Below are 18,377 nucleotides of genomic sequence, written 5' to 3' on the forward strand. Positions count from 1 at the left end.
GGAGCGAACCATGCTGCAACGCTATCCTGACGCACAGCGGATGAACCACTGGCTCATCGCCTTGCTGTTCTTCGGCGCCGGCCTGTCCGGGCTCGCCTTCTTCCATCCCAGCCTGTTCTTCCTGAGCAACCTGTTCGGCGGCGGTCCCTGGGCCCGCATCCTGCACCCCTACATGGGGCTGCTGATGGTGCTGGCCTTTGCCGTGCTGGCCCTGCAGCTCTGGAAGGAGAACCGCTGGACCCGCACCGACACGGAATGGGTGCGCCACAGCAAGGACATGCTGGCCGGCGACAAATCCAACATGCCGCCGGCTGGCAAGTACAACGCCGGCCAGAAGGGCGTCTTCTGGGTGATGGTGGTGTGCCTGACCGTGCTGCTGGTGACCGGGTTCATGTTCTGGCATGCCTGGTTCCCGGAGGGCAACATCCTGATGCGCCGCATTGCCGTGCTGCTGCATGCGGCAGCGGCCACCGGGCTGATCCTGGGCGTCATCGTGCATATTTATGCCGCCATCTGGGTCAAGGGCACCATCCGCGCCATGACTCGTGGTACGGTGACGGAAACCTGGGCCAAGCACAACCACCCCCTGTGGTACAAGGAAGTCAAGGAGCGTCCGCGCGCATGACGGCCACGAGCAATACGGGCAACGCAGGCGGCACTGGCGAGACTGGCAAGACGGTCAGCAGCCAGATCCGCCTGATGACACCGGAGGAAATCGCGGTGAACGCGGGCGCTCGCCCCGCGCCACTGCGATTGCCGGAAGCCGGTGTCTTCGCCGAGCGCGCCCTGCGTCTGCGACAGCTGGCGCAGGACCATCCGATGCGGGACTACCTGCTGTTTGCAGCCGAGGTGGCCCAGCGCCAGCACGAGCAGCTCAAGCAGGCCCGTCCGCTGACGCTTCCCAATGAATCCGACCTGGCCGAAGCCATGGCTGCGGGCCAGCCTCCGCTGGACAGCCGCACCTTCGCCCGCCAGAGCGCCTGGCGGGACGAACTGAAGAACCTGCTGCAGGCGCTGGTCACCGCCGCTGTGCCGGCCCCGGTGCAGGCCCTGGCCAAGGACCTGATGCAGTGGGACGAAGCCACGCTGGAGCGCCAGGCACATGCCCTGCTGTCCGGCGGCGGGCCCGGGCTCGACCCGGCCGCCGCGCCGCTGCTGGCTGCCGCCTTGCAACTGCACTGGGTGCGCCTGGTCCAGCAGCTGCAGGACCGCTACCAGCGCGCCGGCAAGACCGAACATCTGGCCCCCTTTGGCCTGATCGACGATCCGACCGTCTGCCCCTGCTGCGGCTCGCGCCCGGTGGCTTCCATCACCCGCATCGCGGCGGAGATGTCCGGGCAGCGTTTCCTGGCCTGCTCGCTGTGCGCGACGCAATGGCATTACGTGCGCATCAAGTGCACCCACTGCCAGAGCACCAAGGGCATCAGCTTCCGCCAGCTCGTGGATGACGACGGCAAGCTGCCCAATGAGGCGGTGCAGGCCGAATGCTGTGAGACCTGCGGTCATTACCTCAAGCAGGTCCATATGGAAAAGGACCTGCAGGTCGAGCCCCTGGCCGACGACCTGGCCTCCCTGACGCTGGACCTGCTGGTGGGCGACCTGGGCCTGGTGCGGCACGGATTCAACCCGCTGCTGATCCTGGGCGAACCGGACGCCGGTGACGATCGTCCTCCCGGCGACGACACCCAGGCACCCGGCCCGGCCCACAGCGGCGCGGCGCCACCGGATCCCGGAGGGCACTGAGCATGAAGCCCGAGGCATCCATGGTCCATGGTCCGAAGGCGAGTCTCCCGGCCACCCGCCCTGCGCTGACGCCGGCTGCCCCCAAAGACCTCCCTTCCGTCGACCGCCTGCTGCGGGACCCGGCTGTGGCCTTGCTGGTCGCTGCGCATGGTCATGCGCTGGTGGCGGCGCAGGCGCGCGAGCTGCTCGACGCCTGGCGGGCGGAGGCCCTGCAAGGCCAACTGCCCAAGGAGCGGCTGGACGGCATCGCCCAGGCCCTGCGCGAGCGCTGCGACGCCCGCCTGACCCCGCGCATGCGCCGGGTGATCAACCTCACCGGCACGGTGCTGCACACCAATCTCGGCCGCGCGCTGCTGGCCGATGCAGCGCTGCAGCAGGTGCTGGCCTGCATGGGCTCGCCCAACAACCTCGAATTCGACCTGGCCCAGGGCGCGCGTGGCGACCGGGACAGCCTGGTGGAAGACCTGCTGTGCGAGATCACCGGCGCCGAGGCGGCCACGGTAGTCAACAACAACGCGGCGGCCGTGCTGCTGGGCATCGCTGCGCTGGCCGGCGGTGGCCGCGAGGTGATCGTGTCCCGCGGGGAACTCGTGGAGATCGGCGGCGCCTTCCGCATGCCGGACGTGATGGCGGCGGCGGGCGCGAAGCTGGTCGAGGTGGGCACCACCAACCGCACCCACCCCAAGGACTACGAAGCGGCCATCGGCCCCGCCACCGCGCTGCTGGTAAAGGTGCACACCAGCAACTACGCCATCCAGGGGTTCACCTCCTCGGTGGATGAGGCCACGCTGGCGCCGATCGCCAAGGCCCACGGCCTGCCGCTGATGACGGACCTGGGCAGCGGCTCGCTGGTGGACCTGGCGCAATGGGGCCTGCCCGCCGAACCCTTGCCGCAGCAGATGCTCAAGGACGGCTGCGATGTCGTGACCTTCAGCGGCGACAAGCTGCTGGGCGGTCCGCAGGCGGGCCTGATCGTCGGCACGCGCGAGCACATCCAGCGCATCCGCAAGTTCCCGATGAAACGCGCCTTGCGTTTGTCCAAGCTGCCGCTGGCGGCGCTGGAGGCAACGCTGCGTCTGTACCTCAAGCCGGATCGGCTGACGCAGGACCTGCCGACGCTGCGTCATCTCACCCGTCCAGTGGCCCATATCGAAGCCCAGGCCGCACGGCTGCTCGGACCGCTGCGGCAGGCCGTGGCGCCGCGCTTCGAGGTGCGGGCCGCGTCGATGCGTGGCCAGATCGGCTCGGGCTCGCTGCCGGTGGAGACCTTGCCGTCGGCCGGGCTGGCGCTGGCCCCGGTGCTGCCGGGCAAGCGCGGCATGGGGCGCGCGCTGGACGACCTGCAGGCGGCGCTGCGCTCGCTGCCGTTGCCCATCGTGGCGCGGGTGCAGGCGGATGAGCTGTGGATGGACCTGCGCTGCCTGGACGAAGGTCCGCGCGAGGCGGAATTCCTGGCGCAACTGCCCAGCCTGGCGGAGGCGCTGCGATGATCATCGGCACCGCCGGCCACATCGACCACGGCAAGACCACGCTGGTGAAAGCCCTCACCGGGGTGGATACCGACCGCCTGCCGGAAGAGAAGCAGCGTGGCATCAGCATCGCGCTGGGCTACGCCTACCTCGAGACGCCCGACGGGCAGCGGCTCGGGTTCGTGGACGTACCGGGCCATGAGCGGCTGGTGCACACCATGCTGTCCGGGGCGACCGGCATCGATCACGCGCTGCTGCTGATCGCTGCCGACGACGGCGTCATGCCGCAGACCCGCGAGCATCTGGCGCTGCTGTCCCTGCTGGGCATCGACCACGGCACGGTGGTCCTCACCAAGATCGACCGGGCCGACGAGGCCCTGCGGGCGCAGCGCCGCGCCGAAGTGGCGGAGCTGCTGGCCCATACCGGCCTGTGTGCGTCGCCGGTGTTTGAAGTGTCCGCCGCGACGGGGCAGGGCGTGGACATCCTGCGGGAGCATCTGCTGGCCCAGGCACGCGGATTCGGTCGGCGCGATCCGTCGGGGCAGGGCTTCCGCCTGGCGGTGGACCGGGTGTTCAGCCTGTCGGGCGTGGGCACGGTCTGCACCGGCACGGCCTATGCGGGCGAGGTGTCGCTCGGCGAAGAATTGCAGCTGGTGCCGCCCGCTGCGGGACAGGCGCCGCGCACGGCGCGCGTGCGCAGCCTGCATGCGCAAAACGCCACGGCCTCGCAGGCGAGGGCCGGACAACGGGTCGCCATCGGCCTGGCCGGCGTGGACAAGGACCAGGTCACGCGCGGCCAGTGGTGGGTGGCGCCCGAAGTGGCGCTATGGACCGACCGCATCGATGTGCGGCTGCGCCTGTGGTTCGACGAGGCACGCCCGCTGCGCAGCGGCACGCCTGTGCATGTGCACCTGGGGGCGTCGCAGACCACCGGCTCGGTGGCCGTGCTCGGCACGCTGGACGGAGAGCCGCTGGACGCCATTCAGCCCGGCAATGAGGCGCTGGTGCAACTGGTGCTGCATCAGCCGCTGTGCGGCTGGGCCGGTGACCGGGTGGTGCTGCGCGATGCGTCCGCCACCCGCGCCCTGGCAGGGGGGACAGTGCTGGATCCGTTCGCGCCGGTGCGCTACAGGCGCACGGTGCAGCGGCTGGCGGAATTGAAGGCGCTGCTGTTGCCAACGGCCGCGCAGCGGCTGGAGGGGCTGCTGGCCCAGGCGCCCTTGGGCGTGGATGTGCAGCGGTTTGCGGCGGCGCAAGGCGTGGCGCGGTCGGTGCGGGCGGCGTGGCTGGCGCAGGCGCTGCCGTCGGATGATTCGGTGTGCACCGTGCCCGGGTTGGAAGGGCCGCTGTGGGCCCTGGGACCGGTGCAGACGGCGCAGGGGCGGCTGGCCGCCCTGGAGCGGCTGGCGCTGTATCACCAGCAGCAGCCGGATGAACTGGGGCCGGATCTGGCCCGCTGGCGGCGCTTGAGTCTGCCGCGGCTGGCCGAGCCGCTGTGGCGCGCGCTGGTGCATCAGATGGTGGCGCGTGGCGAGGTGGTCATCACCGGCGCGGCTGCGCATCTGCCGGCGCATGGGGTGCAGTTGTCGGCACTGGATCAGCGGCTGGCGCAGCGGGTGCTGCCGAAGCTGCTGGATGCGGGGTTTGAAGGGGCGTGGGCAAGGGATCTGGCCAAGGAGTCCGGAGAGGCCGAAGCATTGGTGCGAACGACACTCGCACGGCTGGCCCAGCGCGCAGAGCTGTTCCAGATCGTCAAGGACCTGTACTATGCGCCCGCCCATGTGGAGTCCCTGGCTCGGCTGGCGCGCGGCGCCGTCGCCGATCACGGCGAAGTGACCGCCGCCACCTTCCGCGACCTCACCGGGCTCGGAAGGAAACGCGCCATCCAGGTGCTCGAGTTCTTCGATCGCGTCGGCCTCCTGCGCCGCGTCGGCGATGCTCATAAACTCCGCCCTGACTGCAAACTGTTTTTGGATGAGGATGAGCCCTTGGCGTCGGAACCCCCCACCCCAAGCCGCCCACCCCCCATCCACAATCCTTCCCCGGGGGCCCCTTGACCCCCACAAATCTTCACCCCCCGGAGGGGGAACGATCCCGGTGGATCGGCCAGGCTTCAAACCTGGTGGGTGGCGCCATGCGTTGCCAGGTGGGTTCGACCCCCGCCCCCCTCCGCCCGAAGCATTGGCTTGGCTACTGCGCGGGGCGATCTTGCGTCTGCGGTGCTCGCCGTACGAAAGTACGGCTCCGCTCCTCAACGCAACCTCGCCCCGCTCGCTACGCCAATCCAATGCTTCGGGACCACCTGCGTCGCGCGACGGCGCTGCGCGCGTCGCGTGTGCATCGCTTCGCTCGCACACTTGCGGCTGGTGCAGCGGGTGCAACTGGTGCAGCGGATGCGGCTGGTTGCGGCCCAATCATTTGGGGCGGGGGCGCCTTTTCATTCGCTGAGGAGCGGCTTGTGCTCGCTTCGGTTCAACTCTTTTTTCCACTTTGGAGATCGTGATGGCTGGTTTGCTTCAACAAATGGCTCGTCTGGCCAAGAGCCTTGCAGTGGCAGGGGTCGCAGCCCTGTCCATGGCCGGCGCCCACGCTCAGACCGTTTTGCGCGTCACCGCCATCCCGGATGAATCCCCCACCGAACTCGCTCGTAAGTTCGCACCCCTCGGGAAATACCTCGAAAAAGAACTCGGCGTGAAGGTGGAATGGACACCCGTGACCGATTACGCCGCCGCCGTCGAAGCCGTCGTCAACAAGAAGATTGATCTGGCCTGGTTTGGGGGCTTCACCTTCGTGCAGGCCAATGTCCGCTCGGGTGGAAAAATCGTGCCGCTGGTGCAGCGCGAAGAAGACGAAAAGTTCCGCTCGGTGTTCATCACCGAAGCCGGCTCCAAAATCAACAAGCTCGAAGACCTCAAGGGCCACACCCTCAGCTTCGGCTCCGCCTCCAGCACCTCCGGCCATCTGATGCCCCGCAGCTTCCTGCTCGCCGCCAAGATCAATCCGGAAACCGACCTCAAACGCATCAGCTTCTCCGGCGCCCATGACGCCACCGTCGCCGCCGTCGCAGGCGGCAAGGTCGACGCCGGTGCCCTGAACATCTCCGTCTGGGAAAAACTGGTCAGTGAGAAGAAGGTGGACCCGAAGGAAATCCGCGTCTTCTACACCACCCCCGCCTACTACGACTACAACTGGAGCGTGCATGCCGATATGCCCGCCGCCATGCAGGAAAAACTCAAGCAAGCCTTCCTGAAACTCAACGACAGCACGCCCGAAGGCAAGGAAATCCTCGCCCTGCAACGCGCCACCCGCTTCGTGCCTACCAAGCCGGACAACTACGTCGGCATCAAGGCCGCCGCCGAGAACGCCGGCCTGCTGAAGTAAGCCCCATGTCCCTGCTGGCCCTGGAAAGCCTGCGGCTGGATGCCGGCACCCGCTGCCTCATCCAGCCGCTGTCCCTGCAGATCAACGCCGGCGAGCAGATCGCCCTGATCGGCCCGTCCGGCGCCGGCAAGACCTCCCTGCTGCACGCCCTGGCCCTGGCCCTGCGCCCCAGCAGCGGCCGTCTGCTCCTGAACCAGCAGGACGCCTGGGGCCTCTCCCACAGCGCCCGCCATCGCCTGCGCCGCCAGCTGATGCTGGCCCCCCAGCATCCACCCCTGCCACCGCGCCAGCGCGTGGCCGTCGCTGTGCTCGCCGGCCAGTTGCCCGGCGCCAGCCTCAGCCGCAGCCTGCGCATGCTGTTCAGCCCCTCCGCCGAACAGGCCCGCCAGGCCCACGACGCACTGGCGGCGCTGGAACTGGGCGACCGGCTCTGGTCCCGCGTGGATCAGCTCTCCGGCGGCGAACGGCAACGCGTGGCACTGGCCCGGCTGCTGGTGTCGCAGGCGCCGCTGTGGCTGGTCGATGAACCGCTGTCAGCCCTGGACCCCCAACGCGCGCAGCGCAGCCTCGGCGTGCTGCAGCAGGCCGCCCAGCAATCGCAGCGCACCCTCGTGTGCAGCCTCCATCAGGTGGAACTGGCGCGCACGCTGTTCCCCCGCATCATCGCGCTGCGCGAAGGTCGCCTCTTCTACGACGGCCCCCCCGAAGGCCTGGACGACGCCACCGTGGCGGCCCTCTATGCCGGGGATGACACCCACCTGGCATCCAGCTCGACGCCCATCAAGCAGGGCGACGACGCAGGTCGCGAACCTGGGCGCGACCCGTGCGAAGACCCGTCAAGCCCGACTCACGACGCTCACGCGAATCCGGGCCCGCATGAGATCGACGGCGCTCCCGATGCAGACCGCCCGGCCGCTCCCTCAGCGCCCCATCTGATCTGCCGATGAGCACCTCGGCCACCATGTCCGCGCCGCCGCCCTGGCAGCGCGATCCGCTGGCACTGCGGCGCCTGACGCTCACCGTCACGCTGCTGGTGCTGCTGTGGCCGCTGCTGGTGCTCTGCGAGTTCCGCCCCTGGGAATTGCTGGAGCCGCGCAGCCTGCGCGCGACCGGCCGTTTCCTGGTGCAGTTCCTCACGCCGCGGCTGGATGCGGAGTTCCTGGTCATGGTGGCCGGGGACACCTGGCGGACCGTGGCCATGGCTTCTGCCGGATTGGCGCTCGCCTGGATCATCGCGATTCCCATGGCCCTGCTGGGCACGGCGCGGCTGTCGGTGTCGGCGCTGACTGGTCGTATGGGCACCTGGCCGGCGGCGCTGCGCTTTGTGGTGCGGGCCGTGCTCGTCATCCTGCGCTCGGTGCCGGAGCTGGTGTGGGCGCTGATGCTGGTGCGGGTGATCGGCCTGGGCCCCGGCGCCGGCGTGCTGGCCATTGCGCTGACTTACGGCGGCATGTTGGGCAAGGTCTACGCCGAGATTCTGGAAAGCGCCGACGGTGCGCCCACGCGCGCCTTGCTGCGCAATGGTGCGGGCCGGCTTCAGGCCTTCTTCTTCGGCACGCTGCCGGGCTGCGCGGACGAGCTGGTCAGCTACACCGTCTACCGCTGGGAATGCGCCATTCGGACGTCGGTGGTGCTGGGCTTTGTTGGCGCGGGCGGCCTGGGCCAGCAGCTCGACAATGCCAACAAGATGCTGGCCGGCAACGAGGTCATCACGCTGCTGCTCGTGTTCGTGGCCCTGGTGGCCGCAGCGGACCGGGTCAGCGCCTGGCTGCGGCCCAGCCGTCGCGGGCAGGAAGAGGGCGAGGGCGGCCGTAAGCGGCCCGCGCCCCGCTTGGGCCTGTGGGTCCTGCTGCTGGCGCTGACGGCGATGTTCGTCGCCAGCTTCGCCACGCTGCCGATGCATTGGGGCGAATGGCTGAGCTGGCAGGCGTTCCAGCAGATGGGCACCTTCCTGGCGGAATTCTTCCCACCGCAATGGGCGCCAGACTTCCTGCAGCGAGTGGGGCAGGGCGCCCTGGAGACGCTGGCCATGTCCGCCCTGGGCAGCCTGCTGGCGGCGGTGGCCGGGTTGGCGCTGGCGCTGGTGGCCAGCCGGCCCTCGGGCTTGCTGCGCATCGGCGCCCGCATGGGGCTCAACGCGCTGCGCAGCGTGCCGGAACTGGTGTGGGCGTCGCTGCTGCTGATCTCTGCCGGGCTGGGCCCGATGCCCGGCACGCTGGCGCTGGCCCTTCACACCACGGGCGTGTTGGGCCGGCTGATGGCGGAGGCCCTTGAGAACGCACCGCCGGCCAATGCCCTGGCGTTGCGCTGGGCCGGTGCGTCGCGCTGGCAGGTGTTCCTGTATGCGACGCTGCCGCAGGCCGCGCCGCAGTTGCTCAGCTACACGCTCTACCGCTGGGAAAACAACATCCGCGCTGCGACGGTGCTGGGCGTGGTCGGGGCCGGTGGGCTGGGGCAGATGCTGACCGTGCATCTGGGTCTTTTCCAGATGCGCGAGACCGGCACGGTGGTGCTGGCGATGCTGCTGCTGGTGATGGTGGTGGATGCCTGCTCGTATGCGGCGCGGCGGCAGTTGAACCGCTGAAGTGCGCGGTGACCGCTTCGCACCGCCAACCAAGGAGAACCATGACCATGGACGCGATGACCCTCTTGCTCAGCCGCGCATCAGTGGGTCCCAAGCATCTGGTGGAGCCGGGACCCGATGAGTCCCAACTTCGGCAGATGCTGGAAGCCGCCCTGCACGCGCCGGACCACGGAGAGCTGGTGCCCTATCGCTTCAAGGTGGTGAGTGGCGAATCGCGCAGGGCCATGTCACGGCTGTTCGGCGAAGCGGCCCGGCGCGCGGGCAAGGACGCAGCGGGTGTGGCCCTGGACGAAGAACGCGCGCTGCTGCCGCCGGTGACGGTGGCGGTGGTAGCCCGCCTGGACCTTGGGCATCCGCAGGTGCCGGCCCATGAGCAGTGGGTGGCCGTGGGCGGGGCGCTGACCAACTTCCTCAATGCGGCCCATGCGCTGGGCTTCGGCGGCAAGATGCTGTCCGGCGCGAAGGTGCGTGATCCGGGGCTGGTGGCCGCGTTCTGCGAACCCGGCGAGACCCTGGTCGGATGGATTGCCCTCGGCACGCCGGCGCGGGCGGGCAAGCCGCGACCTGCCAGGAGCGGGGCGGCACTGGCGCTGACGGCGTGGCAGCCGCCGGAGGCGGACAGCCCTGCCGCACGCTAAAGGCAGGCCAGTCGTCGGCTTGCGTCCTGTCGGTGCGCGAGGAGGGTGAGCTGTCGTTCTGAGTCGCAGAGCACAGTGGAAGTGTAGACAGGGCCGCCGCATGATTAGTGCGGCGGACCGAATCTTGAAGCCGTCAGTGCGCGTGCGCAGGGTTCAGGGCTTCGACCATGGCTTCGCCGATGGCCTCGCTGGACCGCGGGTTCTGGCCCGTGATCAAGTGGCCGTCGCGCTCCACATGCGACAGCATCGGCAGCAGGGCCGAGTGGTAGTCGCCACCCTGGGCCTTCATCTCGTCCTCGAGCAGGAAGGGCACCTTGTCGTGCAGGCCGGCCAGGCGTTCCTCCATGTTGGTGAAGCCGGTCACGCGGCGCCCCTTCAGCAGCGGTGAGCCGTCGCGTCGGCGGACGTGCAGCAGTCCGGCTGGGCCGTGGCACACCGCGGCGATGAGCTTGCCTTCAGCATCTTGCCGGGACAGCATTTCCTGCAGCGTGTTGTCCGTCGCGAGGTCGACCATCGGGCCGTGGCCGCCCGGCAGGAAGATGAGGTCAAATGCCTCGTCCTTGACCGATGCCAGGGTGCGCGTGGTGTGCAGCGCAGACAGTGCAGAGGCCCACTCCTGGGCTTCCTTCTCGCTGGGTTGGGATTTCTCGTCGATGGGCACGGCACCGCCGGCTGGCGACGCTACGGTCACCTGGACGCCGGCTTTGGTCAATGCCATGTAGGGCACGGCGAATTCCTCGGCCCATAGACCAGTTGGGTGGCCGGAAGGAAGTTGGTTGCAGCTGGTGGCGACAATGAGGGCGCGCATGGGGAGGCTCCTGGAGGTGGAAGAGGGGTGGATGCCGTGTGGCAAGCTGGATGCCCGCACGGGCGCGCGCCCGTTCGCGGATGAGGCCGCAGCCTGCGACGCTCCTCCGGCCGAGTCGCCGTTGTCACCGTTCTCACCGTTGGTGAGACATCGCCTTCCATTTGGCGCTCGCTTCTGCGAGGTACGCTTCCATGGACGGCAGCCCCATCGACGCACGCCGCTCATTCAGTTCAGCGGGGCGATCAATGGGCAAGGGCACCAACTGGCCATCCACCACTTCCAGTTGCGAGCCATAGCGCTGGGCCTTGCCTTCCCCTAGCAGCACGCGGTCCTCCAGGTAGGCCAGCTGTTTGCGAGGGACGCCCGGGAAGGTGGCGCTCAAGCGCTGCAGGTCCTCCAACTGAGCGCGCTGGAAGGACAGGTCATCAGCGTGCTGCACCACATACCACGCGGCCTCGGCCTCATCTCCCCAGGCGTCGTGTCCGAACGTCCAGCTACAGCGGGACAGGATGGGACGCAGCAATTGTTGGTGACGCATCGACAGGGCTTCGAGTGCGTTCATCCAGCGCCGCTCTCCCAGAGACGGGAGCACGCCGTCTCCCCGGATGGCCTGGTCATGCGCCCGGATCAGACGCACGGTGCTTCTGTCACTGTCGCTGCAGATGGCGAAGCAGTGGGAAGACGCCATCCAACAAACCGCGACCCAGGCCCATCTCATCCGTCACCTCCGTCGAAGACCTTCATGTCAGAGCGAAGCATCGGCTGCGCGTCATGACAGCGACGACCACATGCTCATCTCGCCACACCCGTGTCATCGGGTCATTATCGAGTTGGGGACCGATGTCCGCGCACATCCACTGATGGTGGCTGCGATCGATTTATTTCCGGCAGTCGCGCTTTGACGCAATCGATGCAGCATTCAGGCCAAGGTGAGGGCGACGCAAGGAGTGACAATAGCCAAGCTGAGCCGAGCCGAGCCGGCCGCACTGACATCACCGTAAAACTGCACATGCGCACATTGACCCGCGTTGGATCTTTCATGGCCATCGGGCTGTTGCTAACCCTGTCAATCGCCAAGGCCGAATCGGACACGCTGTGCAAGCCCGACGAGGCTGTGGTGTTCAACTGCTTCACAGGAAAAAGACGGTGTCGTTGTGCGCCGCGCCAACAGCGATGGCGCCAAGCGCCTTGACCTATCGGTATGGCACCGCCCAGAAGGTGGAAAACGAGTACGTCGCCACGGCGAGCAATGGACACACCTTTGGCGCTTCCGTTGCGCCGGCGGCGCCGCGGGCCTGGGTGAGTCAGGTCTGGTTCGACCGGTCGGACTATCGGTATGTGATGACCGAGTGCGTGGGTGGGGACTGTCCCTATCCTGCGGGATTGGCCGTGTTTCGTCGGGAGCTTCTTGCGATGAAGGCCGCTTGCCAGCGTCCGGAAGGGGTCCGATTGCCGGCGTTTTCCCGCGATCTCATCCAGTTCGGATCCGACACGACCGATAGCCATTCAAACACCTCCCTGATCCGAATCGAGGATATCGACAACGGGGCTTACGATCTCTACAAGCAGGCGCGTTGATGCACGTTGCACCGTTCCCTCCGAATGAAGGCCCATTCAATCCATGAAGACGATTGCAGATCTACGCGCCGCGCTGATTGCCGCCCAGAAGCTGACGGGGCAGTCCTCCTTTGACCGTCGAGCGCCGGCCTCCAAAGCGATTCCTCCGCTACTGGCCGCCAAGGCGGAGATCAGTCGCTTCATTGCAGAGCACGGCGACAGCGCGGAGGCCTGGCGTCTGCTCAGCCAGGCGCAGGAATGCCTGTTGGGCTATGCAACTGCGCGAGAGAGCTTTGAGAAGGCACTCTCGCTGTCCCCGCAGCGCAGTCCGAAGGATCTGAAGCATCTGGTGCTCTTGCGCGAGTATGAAAGCAAGTGGAAGGACCTTCCGCTCACGCCGGACGAACTGCAGCGCCTGGGGCGCCATCTCAGCGATGTGCTGGCGACACAGGCATGCGACCACACAGCCCGGCTCACCAAGGCGTGGCTGGCAGAGTTCTCACCGGGAAAGCAGGATCAAAAGCTGAAAGCGCTCCGCCATTGGGGTGGGTACTGCGACTGCGAGGTGCTCGGCAATGCGGTGCAGGGCACTGCGTGAGCCGGTCCATTGACAGCATCGGCTTAAGGACACGCAGTTCCAGATGGAAGAGGTGCATTGTCGCTGAGTGGCGCGCGGCGTCTTCAGCCGTAGATGTAGCTTTGCAACTGCGCAATCGTCATCTCATCGTCCGCGATGATGTCGTTCATCAAGTCGCGGATGGACAGCATGCCGATGACCTGATCGCCTTCCATCACGGGCAGGTGGCGGATCTTGCGCTGGCTCATCAGGCTCATGCAGTCCCGCATCTCGGTGGTGGGTTTGACGACCAGTACATTGGGCGTCATCACCTCGCTCACCAGCGTATGGCGCGAATCCCGGCCCTGCAGGGCGATCTTGCGGGTGTAGTCGCGTTCGGAAAAGATGCCCAGCAGCCGGTCGTTTTCCATCACCAGCAGCGCACCGACATCATGCTCGGCCAGCAGGTGCAGCGCATCAAACACCGTTGCTTCTGGCGAGATGCGCCAGACGCTGGGGCCGCGGTTCTTCAGCAGTTCGGACACCGGTTTCATGGATCCTCCTGACCTGTCGACCAAGCAATGCCGCCCCGGCGTTGGTCGTCGGGACCCGTGCACCCGAGGCCTGGCCTCAGGTCCATTCACAATGGCGCCGCATCAGCACCACGTCAGCGCCCTCACAATGACGAGCGTTCCGCACTGGTTGCCAACATAAGCGCAGTGCTCAAGGAGCGCAAGACCCCGCGCAAGGTTTCACAGGCTTCGTCAGCGCCACCGCATCATCTCTTGACCCACCATTCGCGGCTCAGCAGCTCAGCAGCTCAGCAGCTCAGCGGCTCAGCGACTCAGTGGCCTCCGCATTCGCAAGACCCGTCCCCACAATGACGGACGCCAAGCACGCGCTGCCGCCTCTTGCCCGCGTTGCTTCCAGGTCGGACACTCAGGGCGAACTCGGGGCTGAACTCAGGCCGGATGCGTCAGATCGCGCAGATGCGTCGGGCCGGCGCGGCGTTCGATTTCAGCCAGCAACTCCCGACCCCATCCCAGCGCAAACAGTGCTTCGCCCACCACGAACATCGGTCCGACCAGCAGGCCGATGAGGTCATCGACGAATGCCGGCTTGCGACCTTCGTAGTAGTGACCGACGAACTGGATGATCCAGCCCACGACGAAACTGCCCAGCCCCCAGGCCAGCCAACTGGCCGTGGTGCCTGCGGCCAGCGGATGGGCCAGCGCCATCAGGATGGCGTTGACAAGGGCGGTGGCCAGGCCCAGCACCAGATTGCCGCGGGTCAGGTACCAGAGCGTGGCGGCGACCCAGGCCAGCCAGCCCAGCGTCACCGTGTAATCGCCGACGTGGAATTCACCGCGTGCCAGCAGCACGCCCACCGCAAACACGATCAGCGGGATGCCGACGAAGTGGGTGGCGATGTTGCGGCGGTCGCGGTGATAGGCCGCGTACTGGGCCATCAGGTCAGTGGCTTGACGAGCCATGGCATGTCTCCAGATTTGCGTTTGAACAATGCTAGTGCGACTCCGCCCGGAATGGCCATCAAAATGCAGAAATTCGAACTCTCGGTTTTCCCTATGCCGTGCCACTTGCGTGACAGAAGTCCCCGTCCGGGCCATCGATCGGCCGCCGCGGCCGTTTTTATCGGACTTCTGGCGGGTCTGGCTGCCTGCTCGACGCCCCCGCCCACGCCGCCCGCTCCACCCACCTCGCCCGCCCCACTGACGCCACCCGCACCTCCCAGGGCCCCATCCGCGCAAGTGGCCCCGGCCGTCTCCGCTGCGCCAGCGGCGCCCGTATCGGCCGGGCCGGCATTGCCACCGGCACCCGCAGCCCCTTCGCCCGCCGCCACAACGGCGAAAGCGGCCGCCTCGGCGGCCTGCGGACAGTGGCTGCGCCTGCAACAAGCGGGGGAGGGCCGACTCTACGGACTGGATGGGGCGCAGACGACGCTGCGCATCCTGGTTTACCGAGGCGGTCGCCTGGCGTCGCTGGGGCACAACCACGTGATTGCTGCAGAGCAGCATGCCGTGGGCCAGATCTATCTGCCCAAGGACGGCTTGGCCAATGCGGGCGCGGAGCTGGGCTTCCGTCTGGATCAATTGGTGCTGGATGCGCCGGCGTGGCGCACGGCGATGGGGGGCGACTTTGCCAAGATATTGTCGGAAGCGGACATTGCCGGCACCCGCGCCAACATGCTCAAGGCATTGGACGCGGCGCAGTTTCCGGTGGTCACGGCGGTGACGCGTACGGTGGAAGGCGGCTGGCCGCGACCGGTCTTGAAGCTGGACATCACCCTGCACGGACAGACGCGCACTTTGGACCTTCCCGTCGAATCCTCCAGACCGGAGGGGGATCAACCGTTGAGGGCACGGGGCCGTCTGGTGCTGCGACAGACGGACTTTGGAATCCAGCCATTCACGGTGCTGGGCGGACTTTTAGCCATTCAGGATCCCCTGGTGGTGGAACTCGATTTAACGGCTCGTCCCGCTGCGAGCTGTCAGCCGATGCCGTCTGCTTGACGCGGGAACGGGTGGGCGATCGAAGCCGTCGATCTTGTTGCCTGCCAGGGCCGAGCATTGGAGGGGTGCTGAGTACTTCCGAGGTTGCTTGGTCTTGATGGGGGCCTGTCGTGTTGACGGCCTGTGCGCATGGCTAAGGTGGCTGTCTGGCATGGGCGCTGGGCTTGCTTCGTGATCAACCGCAGCGTCACTTCGCGAGGCCTTTTGGTCTTGATGGGGATGATGGCGCTCGATGTGGGTGCTGCGCCCCAGGCTGACATCGGTGGCGTGATGCAGCAGTTTGATCGGGCTCAATGTGGGTTTAGCGCGCCTGGTTGAAGTCCTCGGTGGCGGAATGGGCAGGGCCGGGTGCCTTTTGCGGAAGTCAAGGAGGAGGAGCCGAAGGCGACGGGGGACATGGAGCAAAAGGTGCCCGGCCCTGCCCATTCCGTGGCAGTACTCGAATGCAGAGGCCTCACCGCTGCGACCCTGACCCCGACCCCGAATGCGTCCCCGCTCAGCGCTGCAATTCCAGGCTCATCAAATCCTTCGCCACATACCGTCCGTCACTGAGCCGCAGCGCCCTGGGCAGATGCCCATACCGGGTGAAGCCGAAGCTCCGATAGAGGGCCATGGCTGGCGCATTCCCCGCGCTCACGCTCAGCGTCACGATTTCGAGCAGCGGCTCCCGACGCAGCAGCGTCAGTGCGTGCCCCATGAGCGCTCTCCCCACCCCGCGTCCCTGATGGGCGTCGGCCACCATCATCCCCACCAGATGCGCCACATGCCGCACCTTCAGCCGGCCTTCATGCTCGCAGGTGAGGACGCCGACCAGTTCGTCACCGATCCACGCCCCCAGCGTGAACAGCGCCCGCCCGCCGGCCTGGGGATGCAGCCGATGTCGGTAGCTGGATGCTTCACGGGGAAGCTCCGACGCGGCATCCGAGGTGAAGGCCGCTTCATGGGCGGACAACATCGCGTCCCGCAGCGACTTGTAGGCCGTTAAATCAGACTCGGTCAGCAACCGCAGGGTCAGACTGACGGGGGACGCATCACGGGGCGGGGTGAGGGCGCTCAAGCTGACTCCGGTCATTGATGTTGGCAAAGGCGTGGTCGTCCTGCGGCCGGTCGAACGGGACCTCGGCCAATGGCAGCGTGCGCAGCCAAGCTTCGACCCGTCGCTCGCCGCGTGCCAGAGCGTCCGACAACGCCGGCAGATGCCGAGTATGGATCAAGCTGGCCAGCGGCTGACTCCGCAGCGGCGCCCCAGGCGCTTCGCGCCCCCAGGCCATGGCGCTGTCCGAGGAAGTGTCTCGCGCTCCGCCCGAAGCAGGGCTTCCACTCAAAGCGTGGCCGCCCCAAGCGCCACTCCCCAGCATCGCGCTGCTGCCGACCCCCAGCGCCGCAGCCAGCCGCTGCAACAGATCCACCGGAAGCCAGGGACTGTCGCCACTCACGCACAGCACCCACTCATCGCCCCCCACAGCCGCCGTGCCACCGGCGTGCGCCTGTGAAGTCCGCAGAAACGTCATCCCCGCCAGCAGCCCCGCCAGCGGTCCCTGAAAGTCAGAGAGGCTGTCCGCCAGCACCGGATACCCCAAGCGCTCATACACCGCCTGATGCCGATTCGCGCTGATCACCACCCGACCCTGCACCTGCGGCGCAATGCGCTCCAGCACATGGTGCACCAGCGGCCGCCCCTGGAAGAGCTCCAGCGGCTTGTCCACCCCGCCCATCCGGCTGCCGCGTCCGCCGCACAGCACCAGCGCGGTGACCCGCATCGCCCGGACCCCACCAGGGCCAGCACCGCTCGACACGCTCTTGCTGTCTGCGTCCCCCGACCCACCCGGTGTCCCCGGCCCCATCGCCGCCATCACCCGCCGATGTAATGCATTTCCACCCGCCGCGCCCCGCCCGACTCACCCGGCGGCAGCGACGCCCGCAGCTCCGAATACCGGTCCGACCGACGCCCCCACAAGGCCCCCACCGCCGCGCTGATTTCCGCATCACTGCGCGCCGGCAACTCGCCCTGACCCCGCAGCAGCGCCCGCAGATCGTGCCCCTGCGAGGCAAACAGACAGGTGTAGAGCTGCCCCTCGGTCGACAGCCGCGCCCGGTTGCAGTCTCCGCAGAACGCCTGGGTCACGCTGGAGATCAGCCCGATCTCGCCACTGCCGTCGGCATAACCCCAGCGCGTGGCCGTCTCGCCTTCCGCCGTCGGGGCCAGCGGCACCAGATCCACCTCGGACCGCAAGCGCGCCAGCACCTCGGAAGACGGCAGCACCTCGTCCATGTTCCAGCCGTTGCTCATGCCCACGTCCATGAACTCGATGAAGCGCAGCGTCACCCCGGTACCCCGGAAGTGCCGCGCCATCGGCAGGATCTGGTCGTCATTCGTGCCGCGCTTGACCACCATGTTCACCTTCACCGGCGCCAGCCCCACCGCCAGGGCCGTGTCGATGCCATGCAGCACATCGGCCACCGGGAAGTCCACATCGTTCATCCGCCGGAAGATCGCGTCGTCCAGCGCATCCAGGCTCACGGTCACCCGCTGCAGCCCGGCATCCTTCAGGGCCTGCGCCTTGCGGGCGAGCAGCGATCCATTGGTGGTCAGCGTGAGGTCCAGCGGCTGGCCTTGCGGCGTGCGCAATTGGGCCAACTGGCCGATCAACGCCTCGATGTTGCGCCGCAGCAGCGGCTCGCCGCCGGTGATGCGCAGCTTCTGTACCCCCAGCCCGGCAAACACCCCGGCCAACCGGGTGATCTCCTCGAAGCTCAGCAACTCTCGGTGAGGGAGAAACTGGTAGTGCTTGTCGAAGACCTCCTTGGGCATGCAGTAGCTGCAGCGGAAGTTGCAGCGGTCCGTGACCGAGATGCGCAGATCACGCAGCGGCCGGCCGCGCGCGTCCAGCGGGCTCTGGCCGGCAGGGGAAGGGGCGGGAAGGGGGGACGGAATGGCGGGAATGCGTCCCGCCTGTCTCAGATCCAGCAATGGAATGACGGCGTCGGTCATGGCCGGATTGTGCCGTTCCTGGAGCAACCTCATGGCGCCGGGGGCTGCCCGACAATCCCATGACTCTCGTCACCCTGTAGGACTTGTCACTTGCGCGACGCGCAGAAGGTCGATTGAA

At 67.4% G+C, this 18,377-nt stretch carries 18 protein-coding genes and 1 tRNA gene; 12 read left to right on the forward strand and 7 right to left on the reverse strand.

What is annotated here, in order from left to right:
• Positions 1 to 10: 10 nt before the first annotated feature.
• From DES44_RS04965 to DES44_RS05000, 9 genes are all read left to right on the forward strand, one after another.
• On the forward strand, positions 11 to 625 hold the full coding sequence (locus DES44_RS04965; RefSeq protein WP_058935955.1) for a formate dehydrogenase subunit gamma: 615 nt from the start codon (positions 11 to 13) through the stop codon (positions 623 to 625).
• Entirely contained in the window at positions 622 to 1,743 is a 1,122-nt protein-coding gene (gene fdhE, locus DES44_RS04970) for a formate dehydrogenase accessory protein FdhE (protein ID WP_058935954.1), read from the forward strand. The genes DES44_RS04965 and fdhE overlap by 4 nt, the downstream gene beginning before the upstream one ends.
• A 2-nt stretch (positions 1,744 to 1,745) precedes the next feature.
• Positions 1,746 to 3,233 carry an L-seryl-tRNA(Sec) selenium transferase gene (gene selA / locus DES44_RS04975; RefSeq protein WP_083525736.1) on the forward strand — a complete coding sequence of 496 codons (1,488 nt, stop codon included), beginning with the start codon at positions 1,746 to 1,748 and terminating at the stop codon, positions 3,231 to 3,233.
• Positions 3,230 to 5,269 carry a selenocysteine-specific translation elongation factor gene (selB, locus tag DES44_RS04980; protein ID WP_083525735.1) on the forward strand — a complete coding sequence of 680 codons (2,040 nt, stop codon included), beginning with the start codon at positions 3,230 to 3,232 and terminating at the stop codon, positions 5,267 to 5,269. Before selA ends, selB begins: the two co-directional genes overlap by 4 nt.
• A 22-nt stretch (positions 5,270 to 5,291) precedes the next feature.
• Positions 5,292 to 5,384 (forward strand) — tRNA-Sec (locus DES44_RS24965).
• Between the two features lie 351 nt (positions 5,385 to 5,735).
• Complete coding sequence (locus DES44_RS04985) at positions 5,736 to 6,593, forward strand: putative selenate ABC transporter substrate-binding protein (protein ID WP_058935953.1); 858 nt, start codon at positions 5,736 to 5,738, stop codon at positions 6,591 to 6,593.
• A 5-nt stretch (positions 6,594 to 6,598) separates the two neighbouring features.
• Entirely contained in the window at positions 6,599 to 7,540 is a 942-nt protein-coding gene (locus DES44_RS04990; RefSeq protein ID WP_083525734.1) for a phosphonate ABC transporter ATP-binding protein, read from the forward strand.
• Complete coding sequence (phnE, locus tag DES44_RS04995; protein ID WP_058935952.1) at positions 7,537 to 9,177, forward strand: phosphonate ABC transporter, permease protein PhnE; 1,641 nt, start codon at positions 7,537 to 7,539, stop codon at positions 9,175 to 9,177. Before DES44_RS04990 ends, phnE begins: the two co-directional genes overlap by 4 nt.
• A gap of 47 nt (positions 9,178 to 9,224) precedes the next feature.
• On the forward strand, positions 9,225 to 9,815 hold the full coding sequence (locus tag DES44_RS05000; RefSeq protein ID WP_058937510.1) for a nitroreductase family protein: 591 nt from the start codon (positions 9,225 to 9,227) through the stop codon (positions 9,813 to 9,815).
• Between the two features lie 133 nt (positions 9,816 to 9,948).
• Here DES44_RS05000 and DES44_RS05005 read toward each other — a convergent pair whose 3' ends face one another.
• Positions 9,949 to 10,623, reverse strand: coding sequence for a type 1 glutamine amidotransferase domain-containing protein (locus tag DES44_RS05005; RefSeq protein ID WP_058935951.1), 675 nt, complete (start codon positions 10,621 to 10,623; stop codon positions 9,949 to 9,951).
• A gap of 133 nt (positions 10,624 to 10,756) precedes the next feature.
• Positions 10,757 to 11,185, reverse strand: a complete 429-nt coding sequence (locus DES44_RS05010; protein ID WP_157592975.1) for a DUF6624 domain-containing protein — start codon at positions 11,183 to 11,185, stop codon at positions 10,757 to 10,759.
• A gap of 626 nt (positions 11,186 to 11,811) precedes the next feature.
• Between DES44_RS05010 and DES44_RS05015 the strand changes: the two genes are divergently transcribed.
• Positions 11,812 to 12,201, forward strand: a complete 390-nt coding sequence (locus DES44_RS05015; RefSeq protein WP_147306956.1) for a hypothetical protein — start codon at positions 11,812 to 11,814, stop codon at positions 12,199 to 12,201.
• A gap of 43 nt (positions 12,202 to 12,244) precedes the next feature.
• Positions 12,245 to 12,778 carry a DUF2695 domain-containing protein gene (locus DES44_RS05020; RefSeq protein WP_058935948.1) on the forward strand — a complete coding sequence of 178 codons (534 nt, stop codon included), beginning with the start codon at positions 12,245 to 12,247 and terminating at the stop codon, positions 12,776 to 12,778.
• 83 nt (positions 12,779 to 12,861) lie between these two features.
• Here the strand turns inward: DES44_RS05020 and DES44_RS05025 are convergent, their stop codons facing one another.
• Positions 12,862 to 13,290: a CBS domain-containing protein gene (locus DES44_RS05025; protein ID WP_058935947.1), complete on the reverse strand. Its 429-nt coding sequence runs from the start codon at positions 13,288 to 13,290 to the stop codon at positions 12,862 to 12,864.
• Positions 13,291 to 13,698: 408 nt separating this feature from the next.
• The gene (locus DES44_RS05030) at positions 13,699 to 14,229 is read right to left on the reverse strand and encodes an Mpo1 family 2-hydroxy fatty acid dioxygenase (RefSeq protein ID WP_058935946.1); all 531 of its coding nucleotides are present in this window, start codon (positions 14,227 to 14,229) and stop codon (positions 13,699 to 13,701) included.
• A 546-nt stretch (positions 14,230 to 14,775) separates the two neighbouring features.
• On the opposite strand from DES44_RS05030, the gene DES44_RS25245 reads away from it, so the two are divergent.
• Positions 14,776 to 15,267 carry a YceI family protein gene (locus DES44_RS25245; RefSeq protein ID WP_147306957.1) on the forward strand — a complete coding sequence of 164 codons (492 nt, stop codon included), beginning with the start codon at positions 14,776 to 14,778 and terminating at the stop codon, positions 15,265 to 15,267.
• Positions 15,268 to 15,763: 496 nt separating this feature from the next.
• Here DES44_RS25245 and DES44_RS05045 read toward each other — a convergent pair whose 3' ends face one another.
• The 3 genes from DES44_RS05045 to moaA form a co-directional block, all read right to left on the reverse strand.
• Positions 15,764 to 16,324: a GNAT family N-acetyltransferase gene (locus DES44_RS05045; protein WP_058935943.1), complete on the reverse strand. Its 561-nt coding sequence runs from the start codon at positions 16,322 to 16,324 to the stop codon at positions 15,764 to 15,766.
• The gene (gene mobA / locus DES44_RS05050) at positions 16,299 to 17,027 is read right to left on the reverse strand and encodes a molybdenum cofactor guanylyltransferase (RefSeq protein ID WP_058935942.1); all 729 of its coding nucleotides are present in this window, start codon (positions 17,025 to 17,027) and stop codon (positions 16,299 to 16,301) included. Before mobA ends, DES44_RS05045 begins: the two co-directional genes overlap by 26 nt.
• Before the next feature lie 92 nt (positions 17,028 to 17,119).
• Positions 17,120 to 18,259 carry a GTP 3',8-cyclase MoaA gene (moaA, locus tag DES44_RS05055; protein WP_058935941.1) on the reverse strand — a complete coding sequence of 380 codons (1,140 nt, stop codon included), beginning with the start codon at positions 18,257 to 18,259 and terminating at the stop codon, positions 17,120 to 17,122.
• Between the last annotated feature and the right edge of the window lie 118 nt (positions 18,260 to 18,377).

The organism is Roseateles depolymerans, from assembly GCF_003387155.1.
Lineage (GTDB): Bacteria > Pseudomonadota > Gammaproteobacteria > Burkholderiales > Burkholderiaceae_C > Roseateles > Roseateles depolymerans.